The organism is Kitasatospora sp. NPDC054768 (assembly GCF_053612025.1).
Genome location: NZ_JBSHBN010000175.1, coordinates 1 through 17,945 on the forward strand (window position 1 = coordinate 1; position 17,945 = coordinate 17,945).

The 17,945-nt window shown below is 74.6% G+C and carries 22 protein-coding genes and 1 pseudogene; 12 read left to right on the plus strand and 11 right to left on the minus strand.

What is annotated here, in order from left to right; translation table 11 throughout:
• From ACWGKU_RS34765 to ACWGKU_RS34785, 5 genes are all read right to left on the minus strand, one after another.
• On the minus strand, positions 1 to 665 hold a 665-nt coding region (locus tag ACWGKU_RS34765; RefSeq protein ID WP_452191700.1), incomplete at its 3' end, for an acyl-CoA thioesterase.
• Entirely contained in the window at positions 662 to 979 is a 318-nt protein-coding gene (locus tag ACWGKU_RS34770) for a hypothetical protein (protein WP_380544493.1), read from the minus strand. The genes ACWGKU_RS34765 and ACWGKU_RS34770, both read right to left, overlap by 4 nt.
• A gap of 251 nt (positions 980 to 1,230) precedes the next feature.
• Complete coding sequence (locus ACWGKU_RS34775; protein WP_452178038.1) at positions 1,231 to 2,193, minus strand: DUF6528 family protein; 963 nt, start codon at positions 2,191 to 2,193, stop codon at positions 1,231 to 1,233.
• Positions 2,194 to 2,508: 315 nt separating this feature from the next.
• Positions 2,509 to 3,897, minus strand: a complete 1,389-nt coding sequence (locus ACWGKU_RS34780) for an NAD(P)/FAD-dependent oxidoreductase (protein ID WP_401046674.1) — start codon at positions 3,895 to 3,897, stop codon at positions 2,509 to 2,511.
• Positions 3,898 to 4,004: 107 nt separating this feature from the next.
• Entirely contained in the window at positions 4,005 to 4,502 is a 498-nt protein-coding gene (locus ACWGKU_RS34785) for a flavoprotein (RefSeq protein ID WP_401046677.1), read from the minus strand.
• Between the two features lie 56 nt (positions 4,503 to 4,558).
• On the opposite strand from ACWGKU_RS34785, the gene ACWGKU_RS34790 reads away from it, so the two are divergent.
• A complete protein-coding gene (locus ACWGKU_RS34790; protein ID WP_401046679.1) occupies positions 4,559 to 5,188 on the plus strand; it encodes an HAD family hydrolase in 630 nt (209 codons plus the stop codon).
• Positions 5,189 to 5,288: 100 nt separating this feature from the next.
• Here the strand turns inward: ACWGKU_RS34790 and ACWGKU_RS34795 are convergent, their stop codons facing one another.
• Positions 5,289 to 5,708 (minus strand): hypothetical protein, encoded by a 420-nt coding sequence (locus ACWGKU_RS34795; protein ID WP_452178037.1) that lies wholly within the window; start codon positions 5,706 to 5,708, stop codon positions 5,289 to 5,291.
• Between the two features lie 246 nt (positions 5,709 to 5,954).
• Here ACWGKU_RS34795 and ACWGKU_RS34800 point away from each other — a divergent pair, with 246 nt between their 5' ends.
• Entirely contained in the window at positions 5,955 to 6,254 is a 300-nt protein-coding gene (locus ACWGKU_RS34800) for a hypothetical protein (protein WP_452178036.1), read from the plus strand.
• A gap of 50 nt (positions 6,255 to 6,304) precedes the next feature.
• Here the strand turns inward: ACWGKU_RS34800 and ACWGKU_RS34805 are convergent, their stop codons facing one another.
• Positions 6,305 to 6,796, minus strand: a complete 492-nt coding sequence (locus ACWGKU_RS34805; RefSeq protein ID WP_401046687.1) for a hypothetical protein — start codon at positions 6,794 to 6,796, stop codon at positions 6,305 to 6,307.
• Between the two features lie 208 nt (positions 6,797 to 7,004).
• Positions 7,005 to 7,949, minus strand: a complete 945-nt coding sequence (locus ACWGKU_RS34810) for an FAD-dependent oxidoreductase (protein WP_452178035.1) — start codon at positions 7,947 to 7,949, stop codon at positions 7,005 to 7,007.
• A 162-nt stretch (positions 7,950 to 8,111) separates the two neighbouring features.
• Between ACWGKU_RS34810 and ACWGKU_RS34815 the strand changes: the two genes are divergently transcribed.
• Positions 8,112 to 9,044 carry a LysR family transcriptional regulator gene (locus tag ACWGKU_RS34815; RefSeq protein WP_452178034.1) on the plus strand — a complete coding sequence of 311 codons (933 nt, stop codon included), beginning with the start codon at positions 8,112 to 8,114 and terminating at the stop codon, positions 9,042 to 9,044.
• A gap of 94 nt (positions 9,045 to 9,138) precedes the next feature.
• Complete coding sequence (locus ACWGKU_RS34820) at positions 9,139 to 9,378, plus strand: hypothetical protein (protein ID WP_452178033.1); 240 nt, start codon at positions 9,139 to 9,141, stop codon at positions 9,376 to 9,378.
• 79 nt (positions 9,379 to 9,457) lie between these two features.
• Here ACWGKU_RS34820 and ACWGKU_RS34825 read toward each other — a convergent pair whose 3' ends face one another.
• Entirely contained in the window at positions 9,458 to 9,943 is a 486-nt protein-coding gene (locus ACWGKU_RS34825; RefSeq protein WP_380353832.1) for a cysteine/serine endopeptidase inhibitor, read from the minus strand.
• A 274-nt stretch (positions 9,944 to 10,217) separates the two neighbouring features.
• Between ACWGKU_RS34825 and ACWGKU_RS34830 the strand changes: the two genes are divergently transcribed.
• From ACWGKU_RS34830 to ACWGKU_RS34845, 4 genes and pseudogenes are all read left to right on the plus strand, one after another.
• A complete protein-coding gene (locus ACWGKU_RS34830) occupies positions 10,218 to 10,409 on the plus strand; it encodes a hypothetical protein (RefSeq protein ID WP_359904821.1) in 192 nt (63 codons plus the stop codon).
• Positions 10,379 to 10,738: pseudogene (locus ACWGKU_RS34835) on the plus strand (arylsulfatase); the annotation flags it as partial. The gene ACWGKU_RS34830 and the pseudogene ACWGKU_RS34835, both read left to right, overlap by 31 nt.
• A 107-nt stretch (positions 10,739 to 10,845) precedes the next feature.
• A complete protein-coding gene (locus tag ACWGKU_RS34840; protein ID WP_401053843.1) occupies positions 10,846 to 11,499 on the plus strand; it encodes a 4'-phosphopantetheinyl transferase family protein in 654 nt (217 codons plus the stop codon).
• Between the two features lie 106 nt (positions 11,500 to 11,605).
• The gene (locus ACWGKU_RS34845) at positions 11,606 to 11,989 is read left to right on the plus strand and encodes a barstar family protein (RefSeq protein WP_359904826.1); all 384 of its coding nucleotides are present in this window, start codon (positions 11,606 to 11,608) and stop codon (positions 11,987 to 11,989) included.
• A gap of 65 nt (positions 11,990 to 12,054) precedes the next feature.
• Here ACWGKU_RS34845 and ACWGKU_RS34850 read toward each other — a convergent pair whose 3' ends face one another.
• Entirely contained in the window at positions 12,055 to 12,972 is a 918-nt protein-coding gene (locus ACWGKU_RS34850) for a polysaccharide deacetylase family protein (protein ID WP_452191701.1), read from the minus strand.
• Between the two features lie 204 nt (positions 12,973 to 13,176).
• Here ACWGKU_RS34850 and ACWGKU_RS34855 point away from each other — a divergent pair, with 204 nt between their 5' ends.
• A complete protein-coding gene (locus tag ACWGKU_RS34855; protein ID WP_452178031.1) occupies positions 13,177 to 14,814 on the plus strand; it encodes a CehA/McbA family metallohydrolase in 1,638 nt (545 codons plus the stop codon).
• Between the two features lie 318 nt (positions 14,815 to 15,132).
• Positions 15,133 to 15,627 (plus strand): ATP-binding protein, encoded by a 495-nt coding sequence (locus ACWGKU_RS34860; RefSeq protein ID WP_401054879.1) that lies wholly within the window; start codon positions 15,133 to 15,135, stop codon positions 15,625 to 15,627.
• 40 nt (positions 15,628 to 15,667) lie between these two features.
• Here ACWGKU_RS34860 and ACWGKU_RS34865 read toward each other — a convergent pair whose 3' ends face one another.
• Positions 15,668 to 16,126: a DinB family protein gene (locus ACWGKU_RS34865; RefSeq protein WP_380353898.1), complete on the minus strand. Its 459-nt coding sequence runs from the start codon at positions 16,124 to 16,126 to the stop codon at positions 15,668 to 15,670.
• A gap of 255 nt (positions 16,127 to 16,381) precedes the next feature.
• Here ACWGKU_RS34865 and ACWGKU_RS34870 point away from each other — a divergent pair, with 255 nt between their 5' ends.
• Together ACWGKU_RS34870 and ACWGKU_RS34875 are read left to right on the plus strand one after the other, a co-directional pair.
• Complete coding sequence (locus ACWGKU_RS34870; RefSeq protein WP_401054878.1) at positions 16,382 to 16,969, plus strand: carboxymuconolactone decarboxylase family protein; 588 nt, start codon at positions 16,382 to 16,384, stop codon at positions 16,967 to 16,969.
• The gene (locus tag ACWGKU_RS34875; protein WP_452178030.1) at positions 16,966 to 17,832 is read left to right on the plus strand and encodes an RNA polymerase sigma-70 factor; all 867 of its coding nucleotides are present in this window, start codon (positions 16,966 to 16,968) and stop codon (positions 17,830 to 17,832) included. The genes ACWGKU_RS34870 and ACWGKU_RS34875 overlap by 4 nt, the downstream gene beginning before the upstream one ends.
• Positions 17,833 to 17,945 lie beyond the last annotated feature (113 nt).

The following is a 17,945-nucleotide window of genomic DNA, read 5'->3' on the forward strand; positions in this document are numbered from 1 at the left end:
GGGGGGGTCCCCACCCGCCGGGGGCGGGCCCCTCCCGGGCCGCCGGGCGGGGGGCGCCCCCCCCCCCTGCGCCCCTCGCCGCCCGGTACGCGCTGCGCCGGGGTCGTCGCGGTCACCGCCGCCGCGGCCACCGTCGTGGCGGCACCCACCACCGCCGGGGCCGGGGCCGTCACCGTCGCCGGGGCCGTCACCGTGGTCGCCGCGGTCACCGTCGTGGCCGCCAGGACCGCCTGGGCGCGGGCCGCGTCCGCCATAAACGCCGAGAGAAAGATCCGCTCGGCCGGGCTCAGCGCCCGCGAGCGGCCGGATTCGCGGTCCCGCGCGACCACCACGGTCCGCGCCCGCATAAAGGTGAGCCGATCGCGGCAGACATTCACCTCGACCTGCACCGAACTGCGCCCCAGCCGTTCCACGGTGAGTCGCACCGCCAGCGGCTCGGGCCGGTGGTGCAACTGCTCCAGGTAGTCGATCTCGTGCCTCGCGATAATGAATCCGGAGGAGAACAGCGATTCCCTCACCGCGGTTTCGTGGTGACGGAACAGGTCGTAAATCCCCTCCTGGACGTAGCCGACCAGACGGGCGTTGTTGATGTGCCCGTTCTCGTCGACGTCGCTCCACCGGGTCGGGCAGGACAGCACGTGCACGCCCGGCTGCACCGCGTTCACGGCCGGGTCAGCCCGGCACCGGCGGGGAGCAGCGCACGCTGCAACCTGGCGTAGTAGCCGGAGTGTTCGGCCGCCATCCGGGCCGCGGTCCACCCTTCTTCGGCGGCCTCGGCGGCGGCCTGGACGACGAGGCTGTCCAGTACCGCGTCGACCGCGCGGCACAGATCGTGAACGGCGGCGAGCCGCTCGGTCACATCGGCCCCGCTTCCGGCGTTCCGGGACGGGAAGGCGGCCAGTGATTCCATCGCGAGCTGGAGATCGTCCACTCCGTCCGGCCGGTTTTCCGCAGGGAAATTCCGCATGTTTTTCTCCATGACTCATTCGGCCGTTACGGCCCAGTAGCTAGCGTTCGATTGCACCGGATCGGTGTCGACCCCCCGACCCCAAGACGCTATCCCAGCCGACCGGGGGCGACGGATGGTTTGCGGACCGCGACGGGAAACTGACCCCCATCGGAGTAGTTTGTCGGTGTACACAATATGCCCCATCAGCCGAATGCCGTCCGCATTTCGGGTGGTATCTCCGACGCGCGCCCCGAGATCGGCGCCCCGCAGTCCAAAGTCTGCTACCAGCCACTCCACCACCTCGCCTTGTACAGATGCGTGCCGCGCAGCGACCGCGCCCCATCGGGCCGGTGCAGGGTGATCACCGAGGTGCACCAGTCGCACGGAGCGGCGTGCTCGGGCGCCATCGTGAGCAGCCGGCCGGTGCCGGGCTCGTCACCGACGCTCTTGACGTCCCGCTCGGCGGCCGGATCGGCCAGGTGCACGGCGGTGAAGCGGTCGGTGGCCGGGTCGAAGCGCCACAGGCCGGCCAGCGTGGTCACCCAGAACTGCCCCGGAGCCGCCAGGACACCCGCCAGGTCGTGCCCGCCGCGCCCCGGCAACGGGCTGCTGCGCACCACGGTGAGGGTGGGCGCGGCCGGGGTACCGCCCACCCTCAGCGCGCTCAGCGACGTGTCGCCGAGCACCCAGAGCAGGCCGCTCCGCCCGTCCCAGTGCACCCCGTGCGCGCCGGGCAGCGGGAACTCCGCGTACGCGGCGGCCCGCGGACCCTGCGAGGCCGCGTACAGCCGCACCCAGCCGCCCGCGCTCGCCGCCACGGCCACGTTGCCGTCCGGCAGCAGCTCGATGCTGTGCGGGTTGACGGACGTCCCCAGGTCCGCCGCCCAGTGGACGCGGCCCACGGTCGTCTCCACGACGGCGGCCAACCCGCCGGAGGCCGTCGTCAGCAGGTAGCGGCGCCCCTGCCGGATACGGGACTTCGCCTCGTCCGGGTTCATCCAGCTGCGCGCGGGCGTCAGATCCGCCAACTCCGGTGCCCGGTCGGCACTCCAGCCCCAGACCACCGGCAGCCGGCCCGGCCCGCGGTAGGCCATCAGCTCCTCGGCGCTCTGCAGCACCAGCACGCTCCGCGAGGCCTGGTCGACGACCGCCACCTGTCGGCCCGGCGACCTGGCCCACGCGCCGCTCCCGGGCACGCAGAGCAGCAGGGCGACCGCAAGGGCCGGCAGGGTTCTCCTCAGCACGCCTTCACCGTCGGTGCTGCGGGCCGACTCCGCTCGGCGGCACGTCCGAACGGACCATCGACGCGGCGGCCGCGGACCGGGCGACGCCGTCGGCGGATCCGGCTCGTTCACTGTCATCCGCACATCCTGGCCGGGCGACGGCACCGGCGGCCGCCGCCACACGGTCCGGCAGGCCGGGCCGTCAACCGGGCGCTGACCGCACTCCTCCAGCGCCCGGTCGGCGGGCCGGTGTTCGGCGGCCCGTGCGGCGGCGACCCGGTGTTCGGCGGCTCGGCGCCCGGGGTCCCGACGTCCGGCGGCTCGTCGTCCGGCGGCTCAGCGCCCGGCGACCACGTCCGCGACCCGGGCGATCGGCGAGGTGGTGGCCCGCCCGTCCGCCTCCTGCCGGTCGGCGGCGTGGTACGCGGCGTACATCGCGTGCACGCCCAGCCAGCGCAGCGGCTCCGGCTCCCAACGCCGTACGGTGTGGCCGACCCACGGCAGCCGGGTCAGCTCGGTGTCCCGGCCGAGCACCAGGTCCCGCAGGGTGCGGCCGGCCAGGTTGGTGGTGGTCACCCCGCTGCCGACGTACCCGCCCGCCCAGCCGAGCCCGCTCACCCGGTCCAGCTCGACGGTGGCGCACCAGTCCCGGGGCACGCCGAGCACGCCCGCCCAGGCGTGGTCGATCCGGGCCTGCGCGGCGGCCGGGAAGAACCGGTCGAGGATCCGGCGGAGCTGGCGCACCGTCTCCACCTGGGTGCTGCCGTCCGAGTCCGTCCGCGAGCCGAACCGGTACGGCACTCCCCGCCCGCCGAGCGCGATCCGGTCGTCGGCGGTGCGCTGGGCGTACATGTACGCGTGCGCGAAGTCGCCCAGCAGCTCCCGGCCCTGCCAGCCGGCCTCCGCCCAGAACCCGTCCGGCAGCGGCTCGGTGGCGACCATCGCGGAGTTCATCGGCAGCCAGGTGCGCTTCTCGCCGCGCAGCCCGGCGGTGAACCCCTCGGTGGCGCGCAGCACATGGTCGGCGGTGACGGTCCCGCGCGGGGTGACGGCGCGGGGCTTGCGGTAGCCGGAGCCGGGCAGGATCGCGGTGACCGCCGTACCCTCGTACACCTCGACGCCCAACTCCCGCACGGTGCGCGCGAGTCCGCGGGCGAGTCGGGCGGGCTGGATGCGGGCGCCGTACCGGGTCCAGCAGCCGCCGAGGGTGCCGGCGACGTCGATCCGCTCCCTCGCCTCCTTCTCGCCGAGCAGCTCGACGCGCCCCTCGCCGTAGGCCCGCTCGCCCTCGACATGGGCGCGGAGGCGCTCCAACTGCGGCTTGCTCCGGGCGACTTCGAGGACTCCTCCGCGGACGATGTCCGCCTCGATCCCCTCGGTCTCCGCTACACCGACGACCTCCCCGACCGCCTCGTCCATCACCCGCTGCATCGCCGCCGCGCGCTGCTGCCCGTACTTCCTGGCGAACGCGCCGCGGCCCGCGAAGCCGTTGTACAGCCAGCCGCCGTTGCGCCCGGAGGCGCCGTAGCCGCAGAAGCGCCGTTCGAGGACGGCGATCCGCAGGCCGGGGTCGGCCTTCTTCAGGTAGTAGGCGGTCCACAGCCCGGTGTACCCGCCGCCGACGACGCACACGTCGACGTCCCGGTCCCCCGGCAGCCCGGGACCCGCCTCGGGCACTCCGTCCGCCGCGTACCAGAACGACACCTCGCCGTTGACCGCCGCCACCGGAAACCTCCCACACCCTCGCCGACCTGCCCGGACGCTACCTCCGCGGGTCCGCCGCGGGCCACCCCTCACAGTGCAAGGATCGCCGCCGCCGATCAGCCACCCTGTCAGTCCCGGAGCAGGTCCAGGGCCCGCGTCCAGCTGTACGAACCCGGCGTGAAGTCCGCGATCCGCACCCCCATCCGCCGCAGCTTCGCCAGGCTCTCCCGGTAGGCCGGGTGCGCCGCCTGCGCCGCGCTCAGGCAGGGCTGCACGGCGACCGGGACGCCCCAGCCGTACGACTCGCAGAGGATGCCGAGGGCGAGGGTGTCCGAGATGCCCAGGGCCCACTTGTTGATCGAGTTGAAGGTGGCCGGGGCGACGACGATCGCGTCCGGGTCCGGCAGCGGCCGCGGCTCCCCCGGCCTGCGCCAGGCCGAACGGATCGGACGCCCCGTCCGCGCGACGATCGCGTCGGCGTCGATGAGCGCCATGGCGTTCGGGGTCGCCACCACCCCGACGTCCCAGTTCCGCTCCTGCGCGGCGGAGATCAGCTCCCCCACCCCGCCCGCGACCCCCGCCGCGCACACCACGACGTACAGCACCGGCTTCCTGTCCTCGGACACCCTCGGAATCCCCACGCTCGACCCACCTGCGGACCCCAGAACAGTAAGCTGCCCGCATGGTCCGCTCCGTGGTGTTCGACATCGGCGAAACCCTGGTCTCCGACACCCGCTACTGGGCCGGCTGGGCCCGCTGGCTCGGCGTGCCGACCCACACGATGTCCGCCCTCGTCGGCGCGGTGGTGGCCCGGGGCCGGGACAACTCCGACGCCGTCCGCGTCCTGCGCCCCGGTGCCGACATCGCCGCCGAGTGGCGCGCCCGGGAGGCCGCCGGCCACGGCGAGCACCTCGACGAGACGGACCTCTACCCCGACGTGCGGCCCGCCCTCCACCGCTTGCGCGACGCCGGCCTCTGGGTCGGCATCGCGGGCAACCAGAACGCGCCGGTCACCGGCCTGCTGACCGGGCTCGCGCTCCCGGCGGACGCCATCGCCACCTCGGCGGACTGGGGCACCGCCAAGCCCTCCCCGGAGTTCTTCGACCGCCTGCTCGCCTGGGCCCCCGGCGACCCGCACGAGATCCTCTACGTCGGCGACCACCCCGCCAACGACATCACCCCGGCCCGGGCGGCGGGCCTGCGAACCGCCCACCTCCGCCGAGGCCACATCGGCCTCACGACCCGGGCCCCCGAGGCGGACTGGACGGTCGACTCGCTGACCGCCCTCGCCGACCTCCTCACGGGGCGGTAGCGGCCACGGGCCTCCCGCAGCCGCCGCACGCCATGTCCGCACCGGTCCGCACCGGTCCCGCACCCGCGCGATCGCGGAGGCGGGCCCGTCCCCGTGAGCCTCACGCCAGGATCCGGACGGGCGGGGCGATGGAGGGCGGGGAGCACCGGGGCGTGGTGGCGCAGACGGTGAGCGGCCGGTGAGGGCCCGGTCGAGGGCGCCCAGCGTGGTCCGGAAGGGCAGCCACGTACGGGTCCTGGACACCCAGGGCGATCACCGAGACCGCCCGGTCCGCGAGGTGCAGGGACACCGCGGTGCGGTCGCCGTCGGCGGGCGCGAGGTGGAGGCGGGCCGTCACCGGCACCTGGTCGGGCAGGAGCATCGCCGAGCGGACGGCGGAGCCGCGCCGGGCCTCCACCACGGTGGCCATCTCCGAGGTGATCTGGAAGCCGAGCGAGCGCAGCGCGTCCACGGCGGCGACCCGGACACGCCCGGTGTCGGCGTGGACACGGCGTTCGGCGTCGAGCGTGATCGAGGCCAAGGTTCCTCCGGAGGAACGGAATTGGTGAGCGGAGGCGGGAGCGGAGCGATCCCGGCGCGCAACCGTGGCGAAAACCCCGCGCCGGGGTCCCCCGCTACGTGCACGTAATGACCGGACACCCGGCCGGACCCGCCCGTATGCTCGGCCCTGCACTGCCTGTACTCGCGGCACCACGACGGGACGGTCCGGCGGCGGCACCTGGCGGAGATCGTCGGCTCGACCGACCCGTGGGTCGTCCCGTTCGTCGTGCAGCTGGTCGGCGAGTACGTCCTGGAGATCCTGGTCGACATCCGGGACGAGCTGCGCTCGCTCGCCGTGCCGGGCTCCCCCGGACGCCTGGCCTACGGGCGGTTCCTCGTCGACAACCCCGCCTTCTTCGCCCGCACGCAACAGCGGGTGGTGAGCTACTGGAGCTGCTACCACCGCAGTACCCACCGCGATTTCCGGACCTATCCGGGCTCCACGGTCCTCGACCTCCTGCGGTCCGCCGCCTCCGACCGGGCGGGCCGCCCCTGGCCGGACCTCACGCCCTCGGGAACGGGGTGAGGCAGCGTCCCCGCCCGTCTCCCGGCGGGCGGGGAGGCCGTGCCTTCGACTCAGGGCGCGGCGTAGCGGGTGACGTTGGTGATCCGGCAGCCGACCTTGCCCGAAACCTGCGCCGTTCCCGGGGCCTTCTGCACGGCGGCCTGGTTCGGGGCGAGGTTGTTGGTCGCGGCGGCGCCCTCGGCGACGCGCGTGCCGGAGGTGTCGGTGAACTCCAGTTGCACGATGTAGTTGCTGCTCTTGCCGCTGTGGTTGGTGATCCTGACCTCGGCCTCGGGCATCTTCAGCACGTCGTTGATCGTGCACTTGGTGATCTCGGCGTCCTTCGCGGCGTCACCACCGCCGACCGGGGCCGCGGCCGGCGGGGCGGCCGCGGGGGCGGTGTCGCTTGCCGCGGGTGCCGCCGGGGCGGGGGCTCCCGCCGTGGTCGCGGCGACGGCGGGAGCGGTGCTCTTGCTGCTGCTGGTGCTGAGGCTGGGATCGCAGGCCGCCAGGCCGAGAACGGTGGTGCCGGCGGCAAGCAGGGTGAGGGCGGTGCGACGCATTGGTTCCTCTGGGGCGTGGTGCGGGCAGTGGGAGCGACCGTAGCGAGCCCGCACTGTTCGGTGCGGACCGTGTGATGGGTCTGTGACCGGTCCGGGACCTACCCGTCGGTCAGGACCGAACAGGGCGACGGAAGTCCGCAAATGCGTTCGAGCCCACAGTCGTTGACGAACTGTCGGATCCTGCTCCGCCCCCAAGACCCGACTCGCCTCAGTGCGGCTCCACCAGGGCCGCCACGGCGTCGGCACAGCCCCAGCTGAGGGTGACGCCGGCGCCGCCGTGGCCGTAGGTGTGGACGACCCGACCGCCGGGGTCGGCTTCGAGGCGGGGGCCGCCGTGGCGGGCGGGGCGCAGGCCGACGGCGTGGGCGAGGACGCGGGCGTCGCGGAGCTGCGGGATGCGGGCCGTGCAGCGGGCGAGGATGGCCTCGGCGGTGGCCGGGTCGGGTGCGGTGTTCCAGTCGTCCGGCTGGAAGGTGCCGCCGAGGACGACGTCGGTGCTGCGGGGGTGGATGTAGGTGTAGCCGGCCGGGTCGTCCTGGATGCGGGTCGAGCTGGGCAGTCCGGGGTTGTGGACCAGGACGAGCTGGCCGCGCACCGGGTGCACCGCCCGGTCGTCGCAGAGCTTCCGGGCGCCGAGTCCGGTGGCGTTGACCACCACGGGGGCCCAGTCCAGGGCCTGGTCGAGGGCGTCGAGGCGGCGGTGGACGAGCTCGCCGCCGTTGTCGGTGAACCGGCCGAACAGCCAGGGCAGGTAGAGCGGCATCTCGACGGCGGGGGCGGTGAACGACCAGCCGTCCGCGCACTCCGGTCCGCGTTCGGCGGCCGTCAGCCGGCGCAGGTCGGGGACGGCGTCGCCCCACCAGGGCAGGCCTTCCGACTGCCGCTCGTGCTCCAGCATCCGGGTGCTGCGCATCGAGACGCCGGGTACGCCGTCCGCGGCCTGGCGGGCGAACTCGGCGAAGGCGGTCGCGGACCAGTCCGCCACCCGACTGTCGGTGCCCGTGGCGACGGGGAACCAGACGGCCGCGGCCACCGCCGAGGTCGTCGACAGCAGGCCGTCGGCCGTCACCACGACGACCCGAAGTCCCTTTTCCTGCAGGCGGATCGCTGTGGTGAGCCCGATGATTCCGCTTCCGACCACGACGACGTCCATCGCGAACCCCTCCGTCCGAGGGCCGCCGACCCGATGTCGGCGGCCGTGTCCAGGTAAGCCGGTCGCGCCCGGTCCCGTCCAAGACCGGTTCTGTCCCGGGCGATAAGGCGCGCTTATCATCGCCGGATGGACAGGCGGACGGATCTGCGGACGGATCTCCGGATGGATCTACGGACGGAGCTCCGGATGGATCTGCGCCGGATGCGCTACTTCTCCGTACTGGCCGAGGAGTTGAACTTCACCCGGGCCGCCGGCCGGCTGCGGATCGCGCAGCCGGCGCTGAGCCAGCAGGTCAAGGCGCTGGAGCGGCAGCTGGGCGTGGAGCTGGTGGAGCGCACCGGCAAGGGCTGCGCGCTGACCCCGGTCGGGCGGGCGGTCGCGGAGGAGGCCCGGCGGGTGCTGCGGGAGGTGGCGGCGGCCGAGGAGCGGCTGGCGGCGGTGGTCCAGGGGCGGGCGGGGCGGCTGCGGGTGGCGTACACCCGCTCCGCCCGGGGCGGGGTCTGCGACGCCCTGGTGACGGAGTTCCGCAACCGCTACCCCCGGCTGGACGTCGCCCTGCAGACCGGCTGGACCTCGCACAACGTGGCCGAGCTGCTGGCCGGGCGGCTGGACGCGGCGTTCGTCCGGCCCCCCTTGGACGTCCCAGGGCTCGACTGCCGGATCATCGCCGAGGAGGAGCTGCTGCTCGCCGTGCCGGCGGGCCATCCGCTCGCCCGCACCCGAGCCCGGATCGACCGGCACCGGATCGCGGACGAGCCGGTGGTGCTGTGGCCGAGGGAGAACGGGCCAGGGATGCACGCGTTGATCACCGAGCAGCTGTGGCCGGGCCGCTCGCCCCGGATCGTGCGGGAGGAGCCGGACGACGAGCAGTTGCTGCTGGCGGTGGCGGCGGGGTACGGCATCGCGCCCATTCCGGAGGGCCGGGCCCGGGTGTTCCGGATTCCCGGCGTCTGCCTGCGCCGGCTCACCGCCCCGGTGCCGACGGTCACCTTGGGGCTGGCCCACGATCCCCGGACGGCGCCGCCGGCCGTCCAGCTGCTGCTCGCGATGACCCCCTCCCGTCCGACGCCGGGAGGAACACCCGAACGGCCGTGATCCCGAACGGCCGGCACCCCCCTGGCCCCGTCGCCGTCACGGCCCCGGCGTCGGTGGTCCGACACAGTCCGACCACGGGAGTCCAGGAATGAACGTGTCCACACGAGTCGGCTCGATCCTCGGGGCCGCCGCCGCGGCACCGGCCCTGCTCGCCGGTCCCGCGGCCGCGAACGCGCAGCCCGCCGCGCAGCTCGACCAGGCCTCCACGATCACCAGCTCCAGCCCCGAGGCCGCCGGCAAGTGCCTGGACATCTACAACTGGGGGCGCGGCCCGGTGGTGCAGCTCTGGGACTGCGGGAGCCAGGCCAACCAGTACTGGTGGCACAACATCTGACGGATCGTCGATTACAGGCGGCCCCGGCGCCCGCCCCCGTGGACCGAGCGGGGGCGGGCACCGTCGCCCGAGGGCCGGTTCAGCCGATGGTGGAGCCGGTGATCGGGGCGGAGAGCTCGACGGTCTTGCCGTTCAGGCCGGTCTTGACGAACTGCCAGCTCAGGCCGGTGATGACGCCCTTGTCCAGCGGGGCCAGCTTGGCGAAGGCGGGCTGGCTGAGGTCGATGTGGGTGGAGTCGCAGGAGGGACACTGGTCCTTCACCGGGACGGTGATGGTCTTGCCCTGGTAGCTGACCTTGACCGAAATGCCCTTGCAGACTGGGTCGTTGTTGGGGTTGGCGGTGGTCCACCAGGTGTGCGAGACGGCGACCAGCATCTGGGTGGCGGCGTTGATCTGGGTGCCGCAGGCGCCGTAGCCGGCGTCGTTGTAGTAGGTGGCCTTGCCAGTCATGGGCTTGTTGATCGGTATCGCGGCGCTGGCGGAGCCCGCGGCGAGGGCGATCAGGGCGGCTGCGGCGAGCGGGGCGCCCGCGAGGATCCTGAGGTTCTTGCCGATGGCGCGCATGGTTCGTTCCCTCCGGTTGCGGTGCAGGGCATGGGCAGGCATGGGCATGACATGCGGAACTCGACACATTCGCACGACAGTTCGTCAACCGAATGTCCGCCCTTGTGGAGGAAACGTATGCGCCCGCCCGCAAGGTGGTCCAGACCTCCACGATGTCGGCATGAACACAAGGCAAGCATCTTTACCCATACGGCCGAAGGGGCGAAGATGCGTGACCGCCCCGCCACGGACAGTGTTGACAGAACGTCACCCGCGTCCCTCGGAGGCCCCTCAGATGCGCACCTCGCTCGTCGCCCTGCTCCTCGGCACCGTCCTGCTCCCGACCACCGCACCCGTCGCCGCCGGTGCGGCGCCCCGCGAGGTGAACCAGGGCTACAGCATCCCCGTCGCCGGCGTGACCGACCTCGGCGCGCTGCCCGTCCTCGGCAGCCTCGGGCTGGACTTCGCCCGCCTGCTCGGGCAGTAGCAACCCGGGAGGCGACCGCCGTCGCCGACCTCAGGTGGAAGTTCCGGCTGCTCGTGGACGGCGCCCCCGCCGACGGCGGCCGGGGTGGCGGCCGGGGCGGCGGCCGGCTCGGCCCGGTCCACCAGCTGATCGGCATGGCGCCGTTCCAGGGCATCAGCGTCGGCATCGACCGCAAGTCCCCGGTCTCCTGGCCGCTGCACGAGCGGCACCGCTCCTTCCGCTGCACCGGCGCCCTGCACTCCGTCACCTACCTGCCCGGCGGGCCCGCGCCGCACGACCCGGAGACGGTCGCCCGGGCGCTGCGCGAGGCGGCTGCCGCCTTCGAGTAGCCGGGCCGCCCGGCGATGGTCCCCGTTCCTCCACCAAGATCCCCCCACCCGGGTTACCCTCGTCCCGCGCGGCGGCCCGGCCGCGCAGCCGACCGAGGGGGGAACGGATGATCGGGGACCTGCTGCCGGACGTCGTGGTGACCGAGGTGGCCTACGACGACCCGCCGGAGGCCCGGCTGGAGCCCGAGGAGGAGCCGTCCGTCGCCCGGGCCGTCGACAAGCGGCGCCGCGAGTTCACCACCGTCCGGCACTGCGCCCGGACCGCCCTCGCCCGGCTCGGCGTCCCGTACCGGCCGCTGGTCCCGGGCCTGCGCGGCGCACCGAGCTGGCCGGACGGCGTGGTCGGCAGCCTCACCCACTGCGACGGGTTCCGCGCGGCGGCCGTCGCCCGGGCCGGCACCCTCGCCTCCGTCGGCATCGACGCCGAGCCCGCGTTGCCGCTGCCGGAGGGCGTCGAGGAGACCGTCGCGCTGCCGGTCGAGCGACAGCGGCTCGCCAAGCTGGCGGCCGAGCACCCGGGCGTCCCGTGGGACCGCATCCTGTTCAGCGCCAAGGAGTCGGTCTACAAGGCCTGGTTCCCGCTGACCCTGCTGTTCCTGGACTTCGACGAGGCCGAGCTGGACCTCTCCCCCGACGGCACCTTCACCGCCCGGCTGCTGGTCCCGGGCCCGGTGGTCGGCGGCCGCCGGATCGACGGCTTCGACGGGCGCTGGGCGGTCCGGGACGGGCTGCTCGCCACCGCGATCGCCGTCTCCCCCTGACGTCGCGCCGGGGTCGCGCCAGGAGACGCCGCGGTCGCCCGGGCGTCTCCCGGGCGGCCCCGGGCGGCCTCCTGAACCGCCGTCGGCGCGGCATATCCTCGACCCCGTGACGGTGACCTATGTGATCGACGGCAACGAGATCAAGACCCTGGACGACTTCTGGGACGTGGTCGGGCGGACCATCGGCGAGGACGGCTACTTCGGCCGCAACCTCGACGCCTTCGCCGACTGCCTGCGCGGCGGTTACGGCACGCCCGAGGACGGCGACTGGGTCATCGAGTGGCGCCGTCACGAGGTCTCCCGCCGCAACCTCGGCTACCCGGAGACGGTCCGCCGGCTGGAGCTGCGGCTGGCCCACGCCCACCCCACCAACCGGGCGCGCATCACCGCCGAGCTGGAAGCCGCCCGGGCGGGCCGGGGGCCGACGGTCTTCGACTGGCTGGTCCGGATCATCGAGGAGGAGCACCCGGGCGGCCTGCGCCTGGTCTGAGCCGCCCACCCCGCGGCGCCCGCCCCGAGGCGCACGGCCCGCGGTGCGTACCCCGGCCCGCCCGGCTACAGCGCGTCCGAGAGCCGGACGAAGCGCCGCCCCGCCGCCAGCAGTCCCGGCAGCGCCGCCGCCACCCCGGGGGCCGTGCCGCCGCCCGGGTGGTTCAGGTGACCGATCACGATCGCGCCGGGCGGGGCGGAGGCGACCTCCTGCCGCACCTCGGCGGCCGGCAGCGTCGCCCCGCCGTCCCCGTTCACGGTGAAGCCCGCCACGCGCTGGCCCAGGTCGGCGACCACCCGGGTGGCGACGTCGTCGTAGTGCGCGGTGCCGGAGCGGAAGAACCGGGGCGGGTGCCCGAGCAGCTCCGTGAGCTTCCGGGCGTTGCCCGCCACCTCGTCGTACACCTCGCCGACGTCGCCCGTGCCGGCGATGCCGTAGGCGGAGCGGCCGGTGACCGAGAGCGGGCGGTGGACGGTGCCGTGGTTGCCGATCTCGAACAGCGGGTCGACGGCGAGCTGCTCGAACTCGTCCGGGTTGGCGTCGATCCAGCGGGCGTTCAGGAAGAGCGTGGCCGGCACGCCGTGCGCCCGCAGGACGTCGATCAGGTCGGCGTCGTAGCCGTTGCCGCGGGGGCCGCCACAGGCGTCGAAGGTGAGCGCCGTGGCGCTCTCGCCCTCCGGCAGCTCGGTGATCACCCCGGACACCTCCAGGCCCCACTCGCTCGGGGCCAGCGCGCCGTACCGCGCGACCGTCTCGGCCCGGGTCGGCTCGTGCGGGGGCTGCTTCACGGGTTCCGATGCGGAGGTCGGCGCGGGTGTCGGCGCCGGCGTCGGATCCGGCCCGGGCGTCGACGCGGCGGCGGCCTCGGCGGGCCCGGCGGGCGGTATCGCCGAGGGCGAGCCGGTGCTCGACGTCCGGCCACCGCACCCCGCCAACGCGCCTCCGGCCACCACCATGAGCAGCGCCCGCCGGCTCACCGTCATGCCCGTCTCCCATCCGCGCGATTTCTCATATAAACCGATGACATGACTATGAACCGACCAATCGTCACTCCCCGCAACTCGCCCCCGCCCCCGCCCGGCCCCTCTTCACCGAGCCGCCCCGCCCCCGTGGGCCCCGGCTCACCCCCGGTTCACTCGCCGGGGTAGGCACGCGAGCGACCCGCCCGCCCCGATCCGGAGGCCTCGATGCCGACCGACCCCAGCACCCCGCGCCCCGACCAGCCGACCTCCCGGCCCACCGACCCGCCGACCCCGCAGCCGACCGCCGGGCCCGCCCGCCGTGACCTGCTCCGCACCGGACTGGCCACCGGCGCCGCCACCGCCCTCGGCCTCGCCGCCGCCACCGGCCGGGCGGACGCCGCCCCCGCCGACGGCCCCGGCGCCACTCCCCCCGACCGCACCCTCACCCTCACCGGCCACCTGCCCACCGGCGCCCCCGACTTCGTGTACCTCCCGGTCGAGGTCCCCGAGGGCGTCCGCGAGCTGGCCGTCTCCTACGGCTACGACAAGCCCCCGGTCCCGGCCGGCACCCCCGGCAACTCCTGCGACATCGGCCTCTTCGACGAGCGCGGCACCGACCTCGGCGGCCCCGGCTTCCGCGGCTGGTCCGGCGGCTTCCGCACCGCGTTCAGCCTCTCCCGCGGCGCCGCGACCCCCGGCTACGTCCCCGGCCCGATCAACCCCGGCACCTGGCACGTGGTCCTCGGCCCCTACCAGGTCGCCCCGCAGGGCCTGGAGTACCACGTCGAGGTCACCCTCCGGTTCGGCCCGCCCGGGCCGCGGTTCACCCCGCACTACCCGGCGGAGCGGGCCCGCGGCCGCGGCCGGGCCTGGTACCGGGGCGACTGCCACCTGCACACCGTCCACTCCGACGGGCGGCGCAAGCCCGAGGAGGTGGCGGCCGGGGCGCGCGCGGCCGGCCTGGACTTCATCGTCTCGACCGACCACAACACCAGCGCCTCGCACGCCGTCTGGGGCCCGCTGGCCGGCCCCGACCTGCTGATCCTGCCGGGCGAGGAGATCACCACCCGCAACGGCCACTGGCTGGCCCTCGGCCTGGAGCCCGGCCAGTTCGTCGACTGGCGCTACCGCTCGCGCGACGAGGAGTACCCCCGCTTCGTCCGCCAGGTCCACCGGGCCGGCGGCCTGGTCGTGCCCGCGCACCCGTACTGCCCGTACGTCGCCTGCCAGTGGAAGTTCGGCTACGAGGAGGCCGACGCCGTCGAGGTGTGGAACGGCCCCTGGACGTACGACGACGAGTCGGCGGTGGACACCTGGGACGGCCGGCTCGCCGTCGCCCTGCGCGAGGGCCGCTCCTGGCTGCCCGCCCTGGGCAACAGCGACGCCCACAGCGAACCGCAGGTCATCGGCTCCCCCCACACCGTGGTGCTGGCCGAGGACCTCACCCGGGACGCGATCCTCGACGGGCTGCGCGCCGGGCGCAGCTGGCTGGCCGAATCCTCGGCCGTCGAGGTGGACTTCACCGTGACCGGGCACGGCCGCCGGGTGGGCATCGGCGAGGAGCTGACCGTCCCGGCCGACGCCCCGCTGGACGTCCGGCTCACCGTCTCCGGCGTGCCCGGCGGGACGGTGCGCCTCCTCACCGACGAGGGGCAGATGCACCAGGAGTCGCTGCCCGCCGACGGCGCCGGCACCGTGGTCTGGCGCACCACCGCCTCGCTCGCCGCCTACGTCCGGGCCGAGGTGCGCCACCCGAAGGCGGACGGCACCCCGGGCAGGGGCAACGCGATGGGCCCGGACCTGCCCTGGGGCCCGATGGCGGCGCTCACCAACCCGATCGTGCTGCGGACCGGGGACCGGTAGGGGCCCGCGGCGGGCGCCCCGACCGCCCGCCGAACCGTCACCGACCGACCACCGCCCCGCCACCGCCCGCTCGCCCACCGGCCGCCGAGCGCTCGCCCACCGGTCCCCGATCGATCGGCGAGCACCCCTCCGACCCGCCCAGGAACCGGATGGGGGACGACTCGGGCCACCCGTTTGGACTAGGTTGATCCCCGAAACGCATCAGTCGTAGGGACGAGGCGGTCGGTTGTCCGGATATGGGCCGACCAGCTCCTTCGCACTCCGACCGCCCCGCCCCGGCTACCCGCCCGTCCCCGGCCCGCGAAGGGATCAGCAGCTGTGAACCGTACGACCGTAGGTGGGCCGGAGCTCGGGGGCGGCCTGGGCGCCGGGGGCGTCCTCGTCCTCGTCGACCCGGCCGGGGCCGGAGACAGCCCGGTCGCGGAGCTGCTCGCCCGGGAGCTGAACCCGAGCGTCCACCTGCGGACGGACGACTTCCTGCGGGTCATCCGCAGCGGCCGGCTCCCGCCCCACCTGCCCGAGGCCGGGCGCCAGAACGCCACCGCCCTGGCCGCGGCCGCCCAGGCCGCCTTCGCCTACGCCACCCGCGGCTACCAGGTCGTGGTGGAGGCCCCCGCCGTCCCGGCCACCCTCGACACCTTCCGCCGCGAGAGCCGCGCCACCGGCGCCGCCCTCCACTACGTCGTCCTCCAGCCCGGCCCGGCGCCCGAGGACGGCGCCCACAGCCTCGACACCACCGCCCTCACCCCCGAGGCCACTGCCGACTCCGTCCTCACCGCCCTCACCCGCCGCACCCACCTCCTCGGCTGGTAGGCCTCGACAGGTGCCCGGGGCCGTCGGTGGCCGCCCCGCCCTACGCCCCCACCACGCCGTCGATCGCCTCGCGCAGGAAGTCGGCGTGCCCGTTGTGCCGGGCGTACTCGTGGATCAGGTGGAGCATCACCAGCCGCAGCGACACCTCGGCGTCCCACCGGGCCTGGTAGCCGGTGACGTCGAGGGAGTCGGCGGCGAGCTCGATGCGGCGGGAGTGCTCGACCTCGGCCTGCCAGGCGGCGAAGGCCTCGGCGCGGGTGGCGCCGGCGGGGTCGTACGCGGCCTGGTAGTCGCCGTCCCCGGACCAGACCAGCGGCAGGTCCTCGCCGTCGATCACCCGGCGGAACCAGGCGCGCTCGACCTCCGCCATGTGCCGGACCAGCCCGAGCAGGCTGAGCGTGGAGGGCGGGCTGGAGCGCAGGCGCAGCTGCTCGTCGGTCAGGCCCTCGCACTTCAGGGCGAGGGTCGCCCGGTGGAAGTCGAGGAAGCCGCGCAGCATCTCGCGCTCGCCGCCGGTCAGCGGCGGGGCGGGGCGGTCGTCGGGGACGTTCACGGTGTCGTTCTCCTCGCGGTGGTCGGAAGTCCTCGCGGACTGTAGCGAACCGTCCGGCCCCTCCGAAGGTGATTTTTTTTCCGTGCCCCGCTCCCGGCTGTCACATCCGTGCGCCCTGCGGTGTCTTCATGCCCGGCAACACGGCAACACGGCAACACCACGACACGGCACCCCGCCGAACCACCGACCCGGGAGGACACCATGGCACTGCGACTGCCGAAGGCCCAGCTGCCCGCCGAGCTGAACGAGAACATGATCAAGGGTTTCGGGGCCGCCCTCGAACCCGTCGAGGCGATCTGGCACAACCCCGGCGTCGCCACCGCGAACCTGGACTTCTCCCGCCGGATCGCCGAGTGGGACGCGCTCGACGAGAGCCTCAAGTCCTTCGCCCACATGGCGGTGGCCGCGCAGGTCGGCTGCGGCTGGTGCCTGGACGTCGGCTACTTCCAGGCGCAGAACCGGGGCCTGGACCTCGCCAAGGCGAGCCAGGTGCCGAACTGGCGGGCCGCAGAGGTGTTCACGGCACTGGAGCGCGAGGTGATGGAGTACGCCGAGGCCATGACCGTGACCCCGCCGGCCGTCACCGACGAACTGTACGACCGCCTGCTGGACCGGCTCGGTGCGGCGGCCATGGTCGAACTCACCGCCTACGTCGCCTTCGTCAACATGGCCACCAGGAACAACACCGCGAACGGCGTCCGCTCCCAGGGCTTCTCCGACGCCTGCGGGATCCCGCTGGCCCGGCGCACCGCCGTCGTCGACGACCCGGCCGGGGCGTCGCCGGCATGACCGAGGACCCCTTCGTCACCCACCGCGGCCTGCTCTTCACCGTCGCCTACGAGCTGCTCGGCTCCGCCGCCGACGCCGAGGACGTGCTGCAGGAGTCCTGGCTGCGGTGGGCCGGGGTCGACCGCGGGCAGGTGCACGACCCGCGTTCGTACCTCGTCCGGATCGTCACCCGACAGGGCCTCAACCGGCTGCGGACGGTGTCCCGCCGACGCGAGCAGTACGTCGGCGAGTGGCTGCCGGAGCCGCTGCTCACCGGCCCCGACGTCGCCGAGGACGTGGAACTCGCGGAGAGCGTCTCGTTCGCGATGCTGACCGTCCTGGAGACCCTCGGGCCGACGGAACGGGCGGTGTTCGTGCTCCGCGAGGTCTTCGAGCTGCCGTACGGGGAGATCGCCGAGGCCCTCGGCAAGACCTCGGCCGCCGTACGGCAGGTCGCCCGGCGGGCCCGCGGGCACGTGGCCGCCCGCCGGCCCCGGGTGCGGGTGAGCCGCGACGAGCAGCAGCGGGTGGTGGAACGGTTCCTGGCGACCCTGCGCACCGGGCGGCTGCAGGACCTGATGGAGGTGCTGGCGCCGGACGTCGTCCTGATCGCCGACGGCGGCGGGACCGCGGCGGCCGTGACGGCCCCGGTGCACGGGGCCGGGGCGGTGGCGGCGCTGCTCGCGCGCACCGGGCGGCTGCCGGTCGCCTTCGAGACCACCACGGTGTGGCTCAACGGCGCGCCGGCCGGGCGGATCGACATGGGCGGCGAGCCCTCGGTGGTGAGCCTCGCGGTGGAGGACGGCCGGATCACCCGGGTCTACATCGTGCGCAACCCGCGGAAGCTGACCCGGATCGACGCACCGGCCGACCTCACCCGGTGACCGCCCCCGGTCGCGGGGGGGGGGGGGCGCGGCCCGGGGCCGCGAGCCGCCCCCCCCCCGGACCGGCGGCCCCCGCCCCCCCCGGCAGGGGAGGGGGGGGCGCCCGGTGGTGG

Coding starts and splice junctions, on each gene's coding strand:
- ACWGKU_RS34875 (WP_452178030.1), top strand. CDS start 16,966: ATGACCGAGGACCCCTTCGTCACCCACCGCGGCCTGCTCTTCACCGTC.
- ACWGKU_RS34825 (WP_380353832.1), bottom strand. CDS start 9,943: ATGCGCGCCATCGGCAAGAACCTCAGGATCCTCGCGGGCGCCCCGCTC.
- ACWGKU_RS34850 (WP_452191701.1), bottom strand. CDS start 12,972: ATGACGGTGAGCCGGCGGGCGCTGCTCATGGTGGTGGCCGGAGGCGCG.
- ACWGKU_RS34855 (WP_452178031.1), top strand. CDS start 13,177: ATGCCGACCGACCCCAGCACCCCGCGCCCCGACCAGCCGACCTCCCGG.
- ACWGKU_RS34830 (WP_359904821.1), top strand. CDS start 10,218: ATGCGCACCTCGCTCGTCGCCCTGCTCCTCGGCACCGTCCTGCTCCCG.
- ACWGKU_RS34865 (WP_380353898.1), bottom strand. CDS start 16,126: ATGCTGCGCGGCTTCCTCGACTTCCACCGGGCGACCCTCGCCCTGAAG.
- ACWGKU_RS34840 (WP_401053843.1), top strand. CDS start 10,846: ATGATCGGGGACCTGCTGCCGGACGTCGTGGTGACCGAGGTGGCCTAC.
- ACWGKU_RS34770 (WP_380544493.1), bottom strand. CDS start 979: ATGGAGAAAAACATGCGGAATTTCCCTGCGGAAAACCGGCCGGACGGA.
- ACWGKU_RS34870 (WP_401054878.1), top strand. CDS start 16,382: ATGGCACTGCGACTGCCGAAGGCCCAGCTGCCCGCCGAGCTGAACGAG.
- ACWGKU_RS34810 (WP_452178035.1), bottom strand. CDS start 7,949: ATGGACGTCGTCGTGGTCGGAAGCGGAATCATCGGGCTCACCACAGCG.
- ACWGKU_RS34790 (WP_401046679.1), top strand. CDS start 4,559: ATGGTCCGCTCCGTGGTGTTCGACATCGGCGAAACCCTGGTCTCCGAC.
- ACWGKU_RS34805 (WP_401046687.1), bottom strand. CDS start 6,796: ATGCGTCGCACCGCCCTCACCCTGCTTGCCGCCGGCACCACCGTTCTC.
- ACWGKU_RS34815 (WP_452178034.1), top strand. CDS start 8,112: ATGGATCTACGGACGGAGCTCCGGATGGATCTGCGCCGGATGCGCTAC.